Genomic DNA, 12852 nt, shown 5'->3' with positions numbered 1-12852 from the left:
CAGCCGTGATCGGTATCAGTGAGTCCGTGATGCAGTTTCTTCTGGCGTTGATCGTCGTCGGCCCGCTCATCGGCGCCGTGGCGGCTCTCCTCCCGGCCCCGCCCGGACTGAAGGGGAAGTCGCCCGACCAGGCCGTGCTCCGCCACGGCGTGACCGTGACCGGCGCGATCCTGCTCGCCGCGATCGTCCTCGCGCTCGGGTTCGACCACGACCAGCCCTCGAAGATGCAGGCCACGACCGATATCAGCTGGATCCCCGCACTCGACGTGCGCATCCATCTCGGCATCGACGGCATCTCGCTCCCCCTTCTGGTCCTGACCGCGCTGCTGACCTTCCTCTGCGCGCTGTACTCCTACTTCAAAATGCCGTCGGGCCCGTCTCCCAAGGCATTCGTGGCACTGATCCTCGTGCTCGAGTCCGGCACCCTCGCGACCTTCGCCGTCCTCGATCTGCTGCTGTTCTTCCTGGCGTTCGAGATGGTGCTCATCCCGATGTACTTCCTCATCGCCCGCTGGGGCGGTGAGCAACGGACCCAGGCGGCTTGGAAGTTCATCCTCTACACGCTGCTCGGCTCCGTCGTCATGCTGCTGGGCCTGCTCCTCATCGGGCTCAAGTCCGGCACATTCGACATGGTGGCACTCGCCACTGACAACGGCCGTGAGCTGACCACATCCGTGCAGGTCATCGCCGTTCTGGCGATCGGGATCGGGCTCGCGGTCAAGACGCCGATGTGGCCGCTGCACAGCTGGCTGCCGGACGCCCACACCGCCGCGCCCACCGTCGGCTCGGTCCTGCTGGCCGGCGTCCTGCTGAAGATGGGTACGTACGGGTTCGTCCGGATCGTCCTCCCCGTCGCCCCTGACGGAATGCGGGAGTTCGCGCCGTACCTCGCGGCCTTCGCGGTCGTCGGGATCATCTACGGCTCCCTGGCCTGCCTCGCGCTCGCCAAGCAGGGGGCGAAGGGCGACCTCAAGCGCCTCATCGCGTACTCGTCCGTCGGCCACATGGGCTTCGTGCTGCTCGGCATCTCGACGATGAGCCCGACCGGCGTGAACGGCGCGCTGTTCGCCAACATCGCCCACGGCCTCATCACCGGCCTGCTCTTCTTCCTCGTCGGCGCGCTCAAGGACCGCACCGGCACCACCGACCTCGACTCCCTCGCGCAGGAGTCCGGCGCCGCGCTCTACGGCAAGGCGCCCCGCCTCGGCGGCCTGCTCGCCTTCGGCGCCGTCGCCTCGCTCGGCCTGCCGGGCCTCGCCGGGTTCTGGGGCGAAATGCTCGCGCTGTTCGGAGCGTTCAAGCCCGCCGACGACCTGAGCCGTCCCGCCTTCCTCACCTTCATGGCGATCGCGGCCTTCGGCACGCTGCTCACCGCCGCGTACATGCTCATCGTCGTACGCCGTGTCTGCATGGGCCCGATGCCGCGGGCCGCGAGCGACGAGCCCGCGCCCAAGGCCCTCGCCGACGTCCACGGCTACGAGTTCGCGGCCTGGACCCCGCTCGTCGCCCTCACCGTCCTCGCCGGACTCTGGCCCGCGGCTCTCCTCGGTCTGACCGACCCGGCCGTGCAGAAGCTCCTCACTGGAGGCAAGTCGTGACCGTGGCCGCCGAAAGCGCCGCAAGCCTCGTCCAGTCCGTCGACTGGGTCGCGATCGCACCGCCGACCATCGCGGCGGTCGTCGGTCTCCTCGTGCTCGTCGCCGACCTCTTCGTGGCCGACGGCAAGAAGGCCCTGCTCGGCTGGATCTCCGTGGCGGGCCTGGCCGCGGCCGCGCTCACCCTGCTGCCCCTCCTGGACGAGGACCGCTCGACGTTCTGCCTGACCGGCGGCACGCAGACGTGCAGCTACACCGCCGACCGCTTCACCCTCGTCATCCAACTCCTCGTCCTCGGCGGCGCCCTGCTCGCCGCCCTGCTCTCCATGAGCACCCTCAAGGACGCCAAGGGCTCCAAGGGCGAACTCCCCGAAGGGGAGTTCTGGTTCCTGCTGCTCTCCTCCGCGGCGGGCGCCGCCCTGCTGCCCGCCTCGCGCGACCTCGCGACGCTCATCGTCGCCCTGGAGGTCGCCTCCCTGCCGGCCTTCGCCCTCGTCGGCCTCAGGCACGGCGACAAGCGCTCCTCCGAAGCCGCCCTGAAGTTCTTCCTGTCCTCGGTCACCGCGACCGCGGTGAGCCTCATGGGCGTCAGCTTCGTGTACGCGGCGACCGGCACCCTGCACCTCACGGAGATCGCCACCAAGCTCCAGGACGTCGACGGACAGCTGCACACGCTCGCCCAGACCGGCGTCGCCCTGACCCTCGTCGGCTTCGCCTTCAAGGTGGCGGCCGTCCCCTTCCACTTCTGGGTGCCCGACACCTACGTGGGCGCGCCCCTTCCGGTCGCCGCGTACCTCTCCGTCGTCGGAAAGGCCGTCGGCTTCACCGGGCTCATCCTCGTGACCGTCGTCGCCTTCCCGTCGTACGCGGACGTCTGGGGTCCGGCACTCGCCGTCCTCGCCGCGCTCACCATGACCGCGGGCAACGTCGCCGCACTACGGCAGCAGGCCACGCGCGCGTACAGCGCGGTACGCCTCCTTGCCTGGTCCTCCGTCGGGCAGGCGGGCTACCTCCTGGTGCCGATCGCCGCCGCCGGATACGCAGACGACACCGCCGGCGCCGAGAAGGCCATCGGCTCCACCGTCGCGTACGCCCTGATGTACGCGGCCGTGAACCTCGGAGCCTTCGCCGTGGCGGCCCTCGTCGGCCGCGCACGGCGCCTGAACCGCATCAGCGACTACCGCGGCCTGTACGCGCGCAGCCCGCTGGCAGCCCTGGTTCTCGCCTTCTTCCTGCTCTGCCTCGCGGGCCTGCCGCCCGGCATCATCGGGCTCTTCGCGAAGGTCACGGTCTTCTCGGCCGCGGTCGACGCGGGCCTGGGCTGGCTCGCCGTGGTGATGGCCGTGAACGTGGTGATCGCGCTGTTCTACTACCTCCAGTGGACCGCGCTCCTGTTCCGCGCCCCCGAGGGAGAGCCGGTCAAGCACCGCATCCCGGCCCCGCTCACCGCGGCCATCGCGCTGACGGCGGTCCTCGGCGTCGCCCTCTCCGGAGCGCCCCAGCTCGTCCTGAGGTTCTCGGACACCGGCCTGTTCTGACGCGGCCCGTGCGGGCCGTCACTCGCGCGGCCTACACCGCTCCTGCGTGCACAAGGGAACTAGTGCTCCCCGCCTGGCGTTGACCAGTACGGGAGGGTCCACTGAACAGTGGAAGCACCAGTCAGCAGAGGGTTCCCCCACGCACCACCAGGAGGGCGTACCGTGCACCGCCGGCACAACGGGTTGAAGACTGCCGTACTCCTCGGGGGACTGTCCGCGCTCATCCTTGTCATCGGCAGTTTCTTCGGGCGTACGGGCCTGATCGTCGCGCTCTTCGTGGCGCTCGGCACCAATGCGTACGCGTACTGGAACAGCGACAAGCTGGCCCTGCGCGCCATGCGTGCCCGCCCGGTGAGCGAGTTCGAGGCCCCCGAGCTCTACCGCATGGTCCGCGAGCTCTCCACCCAGGCCCGCCAGCCGATGCCTCGCCTGTACATCTCACCGACCGAGGCGCCGAACGCGTTCGCCACGGGCCGCAATCCGCGCAACGCGGCCGTGTGCTGCACGGACGGCATCCTGCGGATCCTCGACGAGAGAGAGCTGCGCGGCGTCATCGGCCATGAGCTCAGCCACGTCTACAACCGCGACATCCTGATCTCCTCGGTGGCGGGCGCCCTCGCCTCCGTGATCATGTTCCTGGTCAACTTCGCCTGGCTGATCCCGGTCGGCCGGTCGAACGACAACGACGGCCCCGGCATCTTCGGGATGCTCCTGATCATGCTGCTCGGCCCGCTGGCGGCCTCCATCATCCAGCTCGCCATCAGCCGCTCCAGGGAGTACGAGGCCGACGCGTCCGGCGCGCAGCTCACCGGTGACCCGCTCGCCCTCGCGAGCGCCCTGCGTAAACTCGACGCAGGGACAAAGCAGTTGCCGCTCCCGCCCGAGCCCCGCCTCGAGACGGCGAGTCACATGATGATCGCGAACCCCTTCCGCCCGGGGCAGGGCATGTCCAAGATGTTCTCCACGCATCCGCCGATGGCGGAGCGCATCGCCCGACTCGAGCAGATGGCAGGTCGCCAGCAGTGAAGACAATCCTCAACGTCATATGGCTCGTCCTCTGCGGATTCTGGATGTTCCTGGGCTACCTCCTCGCGGGTGCGCTGCTCTGCATCACGATCATCGGCATCCCGTTCGGCCTGGCCAGCTTCCGCATCGGCCGCTATGCCCTGTGGCCCTTCGGCTACACCACGGTGGAGCGCCGCGACGCGGGCGCGCCCTCCTGCGTCGGCAATGTCCTGTGGCTGGTCCTCGCGGGCTGGTGGCTCGCGATCGGCCACATCGTCACGGGCTTCCTCCTGTGCGTCACGATCATCGGCATCCCCCTGGGCATCGCCAACTTCAAGCTGATCCCGGTCTCCCTGCTGCCCCTGGGCCGCGAGATCGTCCGCACGGACCAGCCGTTCGCCGCGCGCTACTAGAACGGACGCACTCCGGTGCAGCCGCCGAGGTACGCCCTCGCCGCGTACGACCCCGACGCGTCCCCGTGCGACGAGATCTGGGCCCTGTGCGCGGACGCGGAGCACCTCTTCGCCGATCAACCGCCCGGCGTGGCAGGAGCCCTTGAGGGGCGTGACGGCGCGCCGGAGGAGCTCGCGGAGCCTCCCGTACGACTGCTCGGCTGCTCGCCGCGCGGAGCCCTGAGGGAGGCGCTGGCGGCCGGCAAGGGAGACCTCGGACACGGCACGGTCCTGCGCCTCGGCCGACAGGGCCAGACGCTGCAGTACGCCGTGGAGGGCGAGGTCGTCGCCTGGATCCCGTCCGCGCGCGGGCGCGGCCTCGTCGACCTCGCGCTGGACCCGTGGACCGTACGGCCGCCGCGCGCCGCCGGAGAGGTCTGGGACGTCTGGTGGCGCGGCCGCCCCACCGAACCCAACCTCTGGGCGCGGCACGGCACGGAAGGCCGGACCCACTGGCTGGCCGTCGCGCAGGAGGCGTCGAGACGGCACGGACCGAACAGCCGACCGCGGCTCGGGCCGAACCACCGACCGCAGCCCGGACCGAATCCCGAGCCGGACCCCGGACCGAATCCCGAGCCGGACCCCGGACCGAATCCCGAGCCGGACCCCGGACCGAATCCCGAGCCGAACCTTGAGCCGGCCCCCGAACAGCCGGCCACGATGCGCCACCTCGACGGCCGCCACATCACCGACGAGCCCGCCTTCTACTGCGCGCTCGGCGAGGCGATGAACGGCCCCGGAGGGTACTTCGGACGGAACGTGGACACCCTCTCCCGCTGCCTGAGCGAAGCCCCGGGCGCACGGCCGCCGTTCACTCTCGTCTGGCACGACGCGCGCACCGCCCGGACCTGTCTGGGCGTCACACCCCGCACGGACCGCCGCCCGCCGTCCTTCGAGGAACTGGTCGACTTCCTCGTGCTGATGGACGTCGAGGTCGTCCTGGACTGACGGTCGAGCGGGCGGGGGAGGGGCCCGGGGGCCGTTGTCAGTGCCGTGGTCCACCATGAACTCATGACCGAGACCGAGCAGTTGCTGGCCCGCGTCGCCGCCGAGGCGCGCGCCACCCGCCCGTGGGGCTGGGACTCCCTGCCCGCCCCCGCGGACGAGGAGACCCTGGCACGGGCCGAGGCCACCCTCGGCTTTTGCCTGCCGCCGCTGCTCGCCGCGCTCTACACCCGCATAGGAGACGGCGGATTCGGCCCGGAGTACGGCTTGTTGCCCCTGCTCGAGGGCAAGTCGTCCGGAGGCGAGCCGGCCGTCGTCGAGAAGTACCTCGCGATGCGCGCCTCCGACTGGGGCTGGCCCGAAGGCGTGCTGCCGATCTCCCACTGGGGCTGCGCGATGTACGCGTGCGTGGACTGCCGCACCGACACGGCCCAGGTCCTGCTCTTCGAACCCAACGGCGGCGACCCGCAGCGCGCCTGGTTCGTCGACTCCCCGTCCCTCACCGCCTGGCTCACGTCATGGCTCGACGGCACGGGGTGGTACGAGGAGGAGAACGACGGCGTGGACCTGCCGACTTGGCAGGACGACCGCACGCGCGCGTGAACACGCTCCGACGGCCTCCCCGAAGCCGTCAGCGCCGTCTCCGCACCCCGTACACCCCAGCCCCCACCGCCAGCACCAGCGAACCTGCCACCACCGAGGACACCGGCAAGGAGAACGCCAGCGTCACGCACCCGACACCACCCAGCAACGGCAGGGAGCGCGCGACGGGCGACGAACTCAGCGTCCACGCCGAGGCATTGGCGACCGCGTAGTACACGAGCACCCCGAAGGAGGAGAAGCCGATCGCCCCCCGCACATCCACCGTCGCCGCCACCACCGCGACCACGGCACCGACGGCGAGCTCCGCCCGGTGCGGCACCCGGAAGCGCGGATGCACGGCCGCGAGCGCCCCCGGCAGATGCCCGTCCCGCGCCATCGCCAGCGTCGTCCGGGAGACGCCCAGGATCAGCGCGAGCAGCGATCCCAGCGCCGCCACCGCCGCGCCCACCCGCACCACCGGCACGAGCCCCGGAGCCCCCGCCGCCCGCACCGCGTCGGCCAGCGGAGCGGTGGCCCCGGCGAGCCCGTCGGTCCCCAGCACGGACAGCGCGGCCACCGTGACAGCGGCGTACACGCACAGCGTGATGCCCAACGCCAGCGGGACGGCCCGCGGGATCGTGCGCGCCGGATCCCGCACCTCCTCGCCGAGCGTCGCGATCCGCGCGTACCCGGCGAAGGCGAAGAACAGCAGCCCGGCAGCCTGCAGCACCCCACCGACCCCGCCCGAGAGCCCCACGCCCAGACGCCCGGCGTCGGACGCCCCCGACCCGAGACAGACGGTCACGACCGCCGCAAGCACGGCAAGCACCACCGCCACGATCCCGCGCGTCAGCCACGCCGACTTCTGAACACCCAGGTAATTCACGGCAGTCAGCAGCACCACGGCCCCCACCGCCACCGCATGCGCCTGCCCCGGCCAGACGTACGCCCCGACGGTCAACCCCATCGCCGCGCACGAGGCGGTCTTGCCGACGACGAACGCCCAGCCCGCCAGATACCCCCAGAACTCCCCGAGCCGCTCCCGCCCGTAGACGTAGGTGCCGCCCGAGGCCGGATACCGCGCCGCGAGCCGAGCCGAGGCCGTCGCATTGCAGTACGCGACAACACCGGCGACCGCGAGACCGATCAGCAGCCCCGAGCCCCCGGCCCGCGCCGCCGGCCCGAGCGCCACGAAGATCCCGGCCCCCACCATTGCCCCGAGGCCGATCACCACCGCGTCGAAGACCCCGAGCGTCCGCCGAAGTTCCACCCGCTGTGTCATACGCCGCACCTTACGGATCACCGCAACCGTGCTCCTCCGTAGAGACGTCCTTGAGGACAACAGCGCACAAAAGCTCACCGCGCGAGAAAGGTCAGGTCACCGCATGGGCATCATCAGCTGGATCGTTCTGGGACTGCTGGCCGGAGCCGTCGCCAAACTGCTGCTGCCCGGACGTGACCCGGGCGGTTTCATCGGCACGACCGTGATCGGCATCGCGGGTGCCTTCATCGGCGGCTGGATATCCGCCCGCTACCTCGACCGCCCGATCGCCAACGACTTCTACGACGGAGCCACCTGGGCCGCCGCCATCGGCGGCTCCCTCGTCCTGCTGGTCGCCTACCGCATCCTCTTCGGCCACTCGCGCCGCTGAGGCACCGTTCCCCCGAACTGCGGCCAGCAGCAAGGGCGGGCACCCCACGTGGGGTGCCCGCCCTTCGTCGTACACCTGCGAACGGCAGCTCGGCACCGGGCCGCCGGCCGACCGGGACTTACCGGTAGTTCACGAACTGCAGCGCGAAGTCGAAGTCCTGCCCCTTGAGCAGCGCCTGCACGGCCTGCAGGTCGTCCCGGCTCTTCGAGCTGACCCGCAGCTCGTCGCCCTGGACCTGCGCCTTGACGCCCTTGGGGCCCTCATCGCGGATGATCTTCGCGACCTTCTTCGCGTTCTCCTGGGAGATGCCCTCCTCGATCGAGGCGAAGATCTTGTACTCCTTGCCGGACAGCTGCGGCTCGCCCGCGTCCAGCGCCTTCAGCGAGATGCCGCGCTTGACCAGCTTGGACTGGAAGACATCGAGGATCGCCTTGACCCGCTCCTCGCCGCTCGCCTCCATCAGGATCTTCTCGCCGGACCACGAGATCGAGGCACCCGTGCCCTTGAAGTCGTAGCGCTGCGAGATCTCCTTGGCGGCCTGGTTGAGGGCGTTGTCGACCTCCTGCCGCTCGACCTTCGAGACGATGTCGAAACTGGAGTCGGCCATGTCCTGTGGCTCCTTGTATCGGGGTATGCGTACTCAGCGGATACACGGCCGACTGACGCTGGCCGCATCCGCAAAGCCTAGCCACCACCCCCGCGCGGGGTGCCGATCAATCGGGTGGCGAAGCACCCCTGTGCATCAGGTATCGTTTACGTCGTTGCCACGGAGCGCCGCGAAAGCGGGGCCAGGCAGCAAACCCGGCGGTGTGCCCGAGCGGCCAAAGGGAGCAGACTGTAAATCTGCCGGCTCAGCCTTCCCAGGTTCGAATCCTGGCGCCGCCACACGAAGGAGACCCTCTCCGACTTGCGGAAACGCAAGACGGGGAGGGTCTTTTCGTATGCGTTTTCGTGCGTGTTCGCAGGCCACGGGGCCGTGTTAGCTGAGCACCGGGCTGTGTTCGCCAAGCACTGGGCACAAAATGGCCCCATGTCCACGCGTCGCAGAAACTGCCCGGAGTGCCGCCGCGAGATCGCCGTCGTCGGCGGACGGTTCGCCCGTCACGACCCACCGGGCCCGCGCGGCACCGGTGACCTGATCTCCTGCCCCGGCTCCCGCAGGCAGGCCCAGCTGGGCGCCGCACAGCCCGCCCTGGACGGGTACGTGGTCCCGGAGTGCCCCGGACAGCTCCCGCTGTTCTGAACGGGCCTCAGCGGCGGCTGCGGGCGCCGCGGCCCGATCCCCGGACCTCAGTTCCCCGCAACCGACTTGACCGCCACCGAGACCGGCACGGACCCGCTGATCAGCTCCAGCGTCAGCCCGGCCGTCGCCGACGTCTCCAAGAGCTCCGCGAGCACCGCGGCGACGTCGTCCCGCGGGATCGGCCCGCGCCCGGTCGACGCCTCCAGGCGCACGAGGCCGGTGCCCGCGTCGTCCGTCAGCATCCCGGGACGCAGGATCGTCCAGTCCAGGGCGGCACGCGCGCGTACGTCCGCGTCCGCCTCGCCCTTGGCCCGCAGGTACGCGTCGAAGATCTCGTCGCCCTGGTGCGCCGGGTCGGCGCCCATCGACGACACGACGATGTAGCGCCGCACCCCGGCCCGCTCCGCCGCGTCCGCGAAGAGCACGGCCGCGCCACGATCCACGGTGTTCTTGCGGTCGGCGCCGCTGCCCGGCCCCGCGCCCGCCGCGAAGACGGCCGCGTCGGCGCCGCGCAGATGCCCGGCGACCTCGTCGACCGACGCCGACTCCAGGTCGCACAGCACCGGTTCGGCACCGGCCGCGCGCAGATCGTCCTCTTGCCCGGCGTTGCGGATCAGCCCGGCGACTTCGTCACCGCGCGCGGCGAGCAGACGCTCCAGCCGCAGCGCGATCTGACCATGACCCCCAGCGATGACAATGCGCATACTCCCGACCGTACGACAGCGCGGACGCGAGCGCTCCACGCGCGCGTGGAGGGCCGGAATCGGCGGAATCGGTCAAGGGGCACCTGCGCGTACGTGGCGAAGGCATCCGCCCGCAGAAGCCCGCCCGAACCCCTCCGCTCCCTCCGCCGCCCTCAGAAGCTGCCGCCGCCCTCAGGACTTCAGGACGACGCCTCGTCGCCCTTCGCGCGCCCAGGAGCAGCCCCCGTGGATCGCCCCTGCCGAGGCAGGTCCAGCGCCACCGCCGCGGCCGAGTCGCAGTACTCGCGCACCGCGCTGGTCCGCGCCACGACGCGCCCCCGATGCACCACGATCCGGCTGTACGCGAGTGACAGCGCCCCCGCGAGCCGGTCGCCGCGCACCGCGAGGAGTTCCGCGGGGAAGCCCGCCTCGACCCGCACCTCGGGCAGCCCCATGGCCGCCCGCGCCGCCCCGCTCACCGCGCCGTAGGCGTCCTCGGGCCGCAGCCCGCACCGCGAGGCCAGCAGATACGCGGCCTCCAGCGGATCCCCGCGCCCCACCGGGTTCGACACGTCCCGCATGGCACCGCTGCCCGCGGCGACCCGCACCCCCGCCGCCCGCAACAGCCGCACGGGAGCCACCCCGCGCCGCTCCGCGCTCCCGCACCCGCCCTGAGGCAGGCAGACCACCGTCACGCCCGCCGCCGCGAGCTGGTCGGAGGTGCGCGAGGCCACATCCCTGGGCAGCCGCCCGAGGCCCCCGCACGGCCCGATCGTCACTCCGGCCCGCAGCCCGCCCGCCATCGCCGCGAGCCGCCCGAGCCGCGCCGGATCGTCACCGTCCGTGTGCAGGTCCACGGGGCAGCCGTGCTCCGCGGCGAGCTCCAGGACCGCCTCCGCGTACCCCGTCGGATCAGGGTCCAGATCGGGGCAACCGCCCACTACGGAGGCGCCCATTTTCACCGCGTCCCGCAGCATTGCGAGCCCGTCTGCGCCCGCGACGCCGGTCAGCAGCCGTGGCACGGCGACCGCCGTCAGATCGACCAGGCCCCGCAGCGACCGCCGCGCCTGCAGTACCGCCTCCATGGGGCCGAGCCCCTGGACATCGCCGATCCGCACGTGCGAGCGCAGCGCGGTGGCGCCGTGCCCGAGCTGCAGCAGCGCCGCCTCCGTGGCCCTGCGCTGCACGTCGGGGACGTCGTACGAGACGGGGCCCGCCACGTCCGCCGAGAGCGCCGTGTCGCCGTGGGCGTGCGGCTCCGCGGCCGCAGGCAGGAGGAGATAGCCGCCGAGGTCCACGCGCGCGGCGTGGGCGCTCAGGCTGCCGGCCGTGCCGACCGCCTCGATGCGCCCGCCGCCGAGCCGGACGTCCACGGTCCGGCCGTCGGTGAGCCGCGCGCCGCAGAGGAGCACGGCCCCGGAGCCCGTCGAGTCGGAGCCCGAGGAGCCGGAGGAGCCGGAGGAGTGGGGCTGCTGCGGGTGGCTGTCGGGCATCGCGCTCCTGGGGCTCGGCGGCGGCTGCGGTCGCTCGTGCCGTCAAGATCACGCAGCGTGAGTCGAGCCTAGGACGGCGAAAGGCCCGCTTCGAGGAGGAGCGCAATAGTCGTACCGGTGTGGTGCGAGTGCACGGATGGGGCGTTCACAGACCTGTGAGGCGGGCTTCCCGATGCCCCGGGACGGCCCTGGCGAAACGGATTTGGGCGATCGGCGACCAACCGTGTAATGTCTTCATCGCTCGCCCCAATAGCTCAGTCGGTAGAGCGTCTCCATGGTAAGGAGAAGGTCTGCGGTTCGATTCCGCATTGGGGCTCTGATGTCGAGTGATCCTCGCCTTCGGGCGGGGGGATCCGGCATCGCAGCGGTGTAGCTCAGTCGGTAGAGCAAGCGGCTCATAATCGCTGTGTCACCGGTTCAAGTCCGGTCACCGCTACTCCTGGTAGCCGATTGTGGGGTCGGTCCTTCGATCGGCTACTCTTTTTTGCGTTCATCCGTCCATCCGTCCGTCAAGGAGCACTCACGTGGCTGCCACCGACGTCCGCCCGAAGATCACGCTGGCCTGCGTGGAGTGCAAGGAGCGGAACTACATCACCAAGAAGAACCGGCGTAACGACCCGGACCGTCTTGAGATGAAGAAGCACTGCCCGCGCTGCAACGCGCACACTGCGCACCGCGAAACGCGCTAAACACAGGCTCGTACACGAGGCCGTCCCCGTTTGTTGGGGGCGGCCTCGTGTCGTTTACGAAACCAACCGCAGGAGGTGCCGAGTCCATGGCGCTCGACCAGTCCTTCGTGGGGCGTTCCTATCCCCCCACTGATCCTTATGAGGTCGGCAGGGAGAAGATCCGCGAGTTCGCCGAGGCGGTGGGGGATGCCAATCCGGCGTACACCGACACGGAGGCGGCCAAGGCGCTCGGTCACTCCGACGTGATCGCCCCGCCGACTTTTGTGTTCGCGATCACTTTCAAGGCCGCGGGTCAGGTCATCGAGGACCCGCAGCTGGGCCTGGACTACAGCCGCGTCGTGCACGGCGACCAGAAGTTCGCCTACACCCGCCCCGTGCGCGCGGGTGACCGCCTCGCGGTCACCTCGACCATCGAGTCGATCAAGTCGCTCGCGGGCAACGACATCCTGGACATCCGCGGCGAGGTCCACGACGAGGCGGGCGAGCACGTCGTAACGGCCTGGACCAAGCTCGTCGCGCGTGCGGCAGAGGAGGCGTGAGGCGATGACGGCGAAGATTGCGTACGAGGACGTCGAGGTCGGCACCGAGCTGCCGGCCCAGAGCTTTCCTGTGACGCGTGCCACGTTGGTGCGGTACGCGGGTGCCTCGGGAGACTTCAACCCGATCCACTGGAACGAGAAGTTCGCGGTCGAGGTCGGCCTTCCCGACGTCATCGCGCACGGCATGTTCACCATGGCCGAGGCGATCCGCGTCGTGACCGACTGGGTGGGCGACCCGGGCACGGTCGTCGAGTACGGCGTGCGCTTCACCAAGCCCGTCGTCGTCCCCAACGACGACAAGGGCGCCACCATCGAGGTCAGCGCCAAGGTCGCGGCCAAGCTGGACGACAACCGCGTGCGGGTCGACCTCCTCGCCAAGAGCGCGGAGCAGAAGGTGCTCGGCATGTCGCGAGCGGTCGTACAGCTGGCCTGACGG

At 70.8% G+C, this 12852-nt stretch carries 15 protein-coding genes and 3 tRNA genes; 14 read left to right on the top strand and 4 right to left on the bottom strand.

Going from position 1 to position 12852, the window contains the following annotated elements:
• Positions 1–5 precede the first annotated feature (5 nt).
• The 6 genes from AB0B50_RS19115 (at position 6) to AB0B50_RS19090 (ending at position 6138) form a co-directional block, all read left to right on the top strand.
• Positions 6–1598 (top strand): NADH-quinone oxidoreductase subunit M, encoded by a 1593-nt coding sequence (locus AB0B50_RS19115; protein ID WP_362332695.1) that lies wholly within the window; start codon positions 6–8, stop codon positions 1596–1598.
• Entirely contained in the window at positions 1595–3133 is a 1539-nt protein-coding gene (locus tag AB0B50_RS19110) for an NADH-quinone oxidoreductase subunit N (RefSeq protein ID WP_362332692.1), read from the top strand. Before AB0B50_RS19115 ends, AB0B50_RS19110 begins: the two co-directional genes overlap by 4 nt.
• 162 nt (positions 3134–3295) lie before the next feature.
• Positions 3296–4159: a zinc metalloprotease HtpX gene (gene htpX, locus AB0B50_RS19105; protein WP_055698192.1), complete on the top strand. Its 864-nt coding sequence runs from the start codon at positions 3296–3298 to the stop codon at positions 4157–4159.
• On the top strand, positions 4156–4551 hold the full coding sequence (locus AB0B50_RS19100; protein WP_362332689.1) for a YccF domain-containing protein: 396 nt from the start codon (positions 4156–4158) through the stop codon (positions 4549–4551). The genes htpX and AB0B50_RS19100 overlap by 4 nt, the downstream gene beginning before the upstream one ends.
• Before the next feature lie 15 nt (positions 4552–4566).
• Positions 4567–5538: a barstar family protein gene (locus AB0B50_RS19095; protein WP_362332686.1), complete on the top strand. Its 972-nt coding sequence runs from the start codon at positions 4567–4569 to the stop codon at positions 5536–5538.
• Between the two features lie 63 nt (positions 5539–5601).
• Complete coding sequence (locus tag AB0B50_RS19090) at positions 5602–6138, top strand: SMI1/KNR4 family protein (protein WP_362332684.1); 537 nt, start codon at positions 5602–5604, stop codon at positions 6136–6138.
• Positions 6139–6166: 28 nt separating this feature from the next.
• Here the strand turns inward: AB0B50_RS19090 and AB0B50_RS19085 are convergent, their stop codons facing one another.
• Entirely contained in the window at positions 6167–7399 is a 1233-nt protein-coding gene (locus AB0B50_RS19085; RefSeq protein ID WP_362332681.1) for an amino acid permease, read from the bottom strand.
• Between the two features lie 103 nt (positions 7400–7502).
• Between AB0B50_RS19085 and AB0B50_RS19080 the strand changes: the two genes are divergently transcribed.
• The gene (locus tag AB0B50_RS19080; protein ID WP_362332678.1) at positions 7503–7769 is read left to right on the top strand and encodes a GlsB/YeaQ/YmgE family stress response membrane protein; all 267 of its coding nucleotides are present in this window, start codon (positions 7503–7505) and stop codon (positions 7767–7769) included.
• A 118-nt stretch (positions 7770–7887) separates the two neighbouring features.
• On the opposite strand, the gene AB0B50_RS19075 is transcribed toward AB0B50_RS19080, so the two are convergent.
• Positions 7888–8376, bottom strand: coding sequence for a YajQ family cyclic di-GMP-binding protein (locus tag AB0B50_RS19075; RefSeq protein WP_223776178.1), 489 nt, complete (start codon positions 8374–8376; stop codon positions 7888–7890).
• Between the two features lie 196 nt (positions 8377–8572).
• Here AB0B50_RS19075 and AB0B50_RS19070 point away from each other — a divergent pair.
• Both AB0B50_RS19070 and AB0B50_RS19065 read left to right on the top strand, forming a co-directional pair.
• Positions 8573–8654: transfer RNA gene (locus AB0B50_RS19070), tRNA-Tyr, on the top strand.
• Between the two features lie 145 nt (positions 8655–8799).
• Positions 8800–9012, top strand: coding sequence for a hypothetical protein (locus AB0B50_RS19065; RefSeq protein WP_362332675.1), 213 nt, complete (start codon positions 8800–8802; stop codon positions 9010–9012).
• A gap of 47 nt (positions 9013–9059) precedes the next feature.
• Here the strand turns inward: AB0B50_RS19065 and AB0B50_RS19060 are convergent, their stop codons facing one another.
• Both AB0B50_RS19060 and AB0B50_RS19055 read right to left on the bottom strand, forming a co-directional pair.
• Complete coding sequence (locus AB0B50_RS19060) at positions 9060–9716, bottom strand: NAD(P)H-binding protein (RefSeq protein WP_362332672.1); 657 nt, start codon at positions 9714–9716, stop codon at positions 9060–9062.
• A gap of 179 nt (positions 9717–9895) precedes the next feature.
• Positions 9896–11188, bottom strand: coding sequence for an amidohydrolase family protein (locus tag AB0B50_RS19055; RefSeq protein ID WP_362332669.1), 1293 nt, complete (start codon positions 11186–11188; stop codon positions 9896–9898).
• A 243-nt stretch (positions 11189–11431) separates the two neighbouring features.
• Between AB0B50_RS19055 and AB0B50_RS19050 the strand changes: the two genes are divergently transcribed.
• From AB0B50_RS19050 to AB0B50_RS19030, 5 genes are all read left to right on the top strand, one after another.
• A tRNA-Thr gene (locus AB0B50_RS19050) sits at positions 11432–11504 on the top strand.
• Positions 11505–11551: 47 nt separating this feature from the next.
• A tRNA-Met gene (locus tag AB0B50_RS19045) sits at positions 11552–11624 on the top strand.
• Between the two features lie 88 nt (positions 11625–11712).
• On the top strand, positions 11713–11877 hold the full coding sequence (gene rpmG / locus AB0B50_RS19040; RefSeq protein WP_004571794.1) for a 50S ribosomal protein L33: 165 nt from the start codon (positions 11713–11715) through the stop codon (positions 11875–11877).
• 86 nt (positions 11878–11963) lie between these two features.
• The gene (locus AB0B50_RS19035) at positions 11964–12416 is read left to right on the top strand and encodes a MaoC family dehydratase N-terminal domain-containing protein (RefSeq protein ID WP_362332666.1); all 453 of its coding nucleotides are present in this window, start codon (positions 11964–11966) and stop codon (positions 12414–12416) included.
• A 4-nt stretch (positions 12417–12420) separates the two neighbouring features.
• Positions 12421–12849, top strand: coding sequence for a MaoC family dehydratase (locus tag AB0B50_RS19030; RefSeq protein ID WP_362332663.1), 429 nt, complete (start codon positions 12421–12423; stop codon positions 12847–12849).
• Positions 12850–12852: the final 3 nt, after the last annotated feature.

The sequence above is a fragment of the Streptomyces sp. NPDC041068 genome (genome assembly GCF_040647455.1).
Lineage (GTDB): Bacteria > Actinomycetota > Actinomycetes > Streptomycetales > Streptomycetaceae > Streptomyces.
This window is presented reverse-complemented; position numbering and strand designations above follow the sequence as displayed.

Bases quoted from the DNA above. Each gene is read 5' to 3' on its own strand.
- AB0B50_RS19035 (WP_362332666.1), top strand. From the start codon at position 11,964: ATGGCGCTCGACCAGTCCTTCGTGGGGCGTTCCTATCCCCCCACTGAT.
- AB0B50_RS19085 (WP_362332681.1), bottom strand. From the start codon at position 7,399: ATGACACAGCGGGTGGAACTTCGGCGGACGCTCGGGGTCTTCGACGCG.
- AB0B50_RS19055 (WP_362332669.1), bottom strand. From the start codon at position 11,188: ATGCCCGACAGCCACCCGCAGCAGCCCCACTCCTCCGGCTCCTCCGGC.
- AB0B50_RS19090 (WP_362332684.1), top strand. From the start codon at position 5,602: ATGACCGAGACCGAGCAGTTGCTGGCCCGCGTCGCCGCCGAGGCGCGC.
- AB0B50_RS19060 (WP_362332672.1), bottom strand. From the start codon at position 9,716: ATGCGCATTGTCATCGCTGGGGGTCATGGTCAGATCGCGCTGCGGCTG.
- AB0B50_RS19080 (WP_362332678.1), top strand. From the start codon at position 7,503: ATGGGCATCATCAGCTGGATCGTTCTGGGACTGCTGGCCGGAGCCGTC.
- AB0B50_RS19065 (WP_362332675.1), top strand. From the start codon at position 8,800: ATGTCCACGCGTCGCAGAAACTGCCCGGAGTGCCGCCGCGAGATCGCC.
- AB0B50_RS19075 (WP_223776178.1), bottom strand. From the start codon at position 8,376: ATGGCCGACTCCAGTTTCGACATCGTCTCGAAGGTCGAGCGGCAGGAG.
- AB0B50_RS19030 (WP_362332663.1), top strand. From the start codon at position 12,421: ATGACGGCGAAGATTGCGTACGAGGACGTCGAGGTCGGCACCGAGCTG.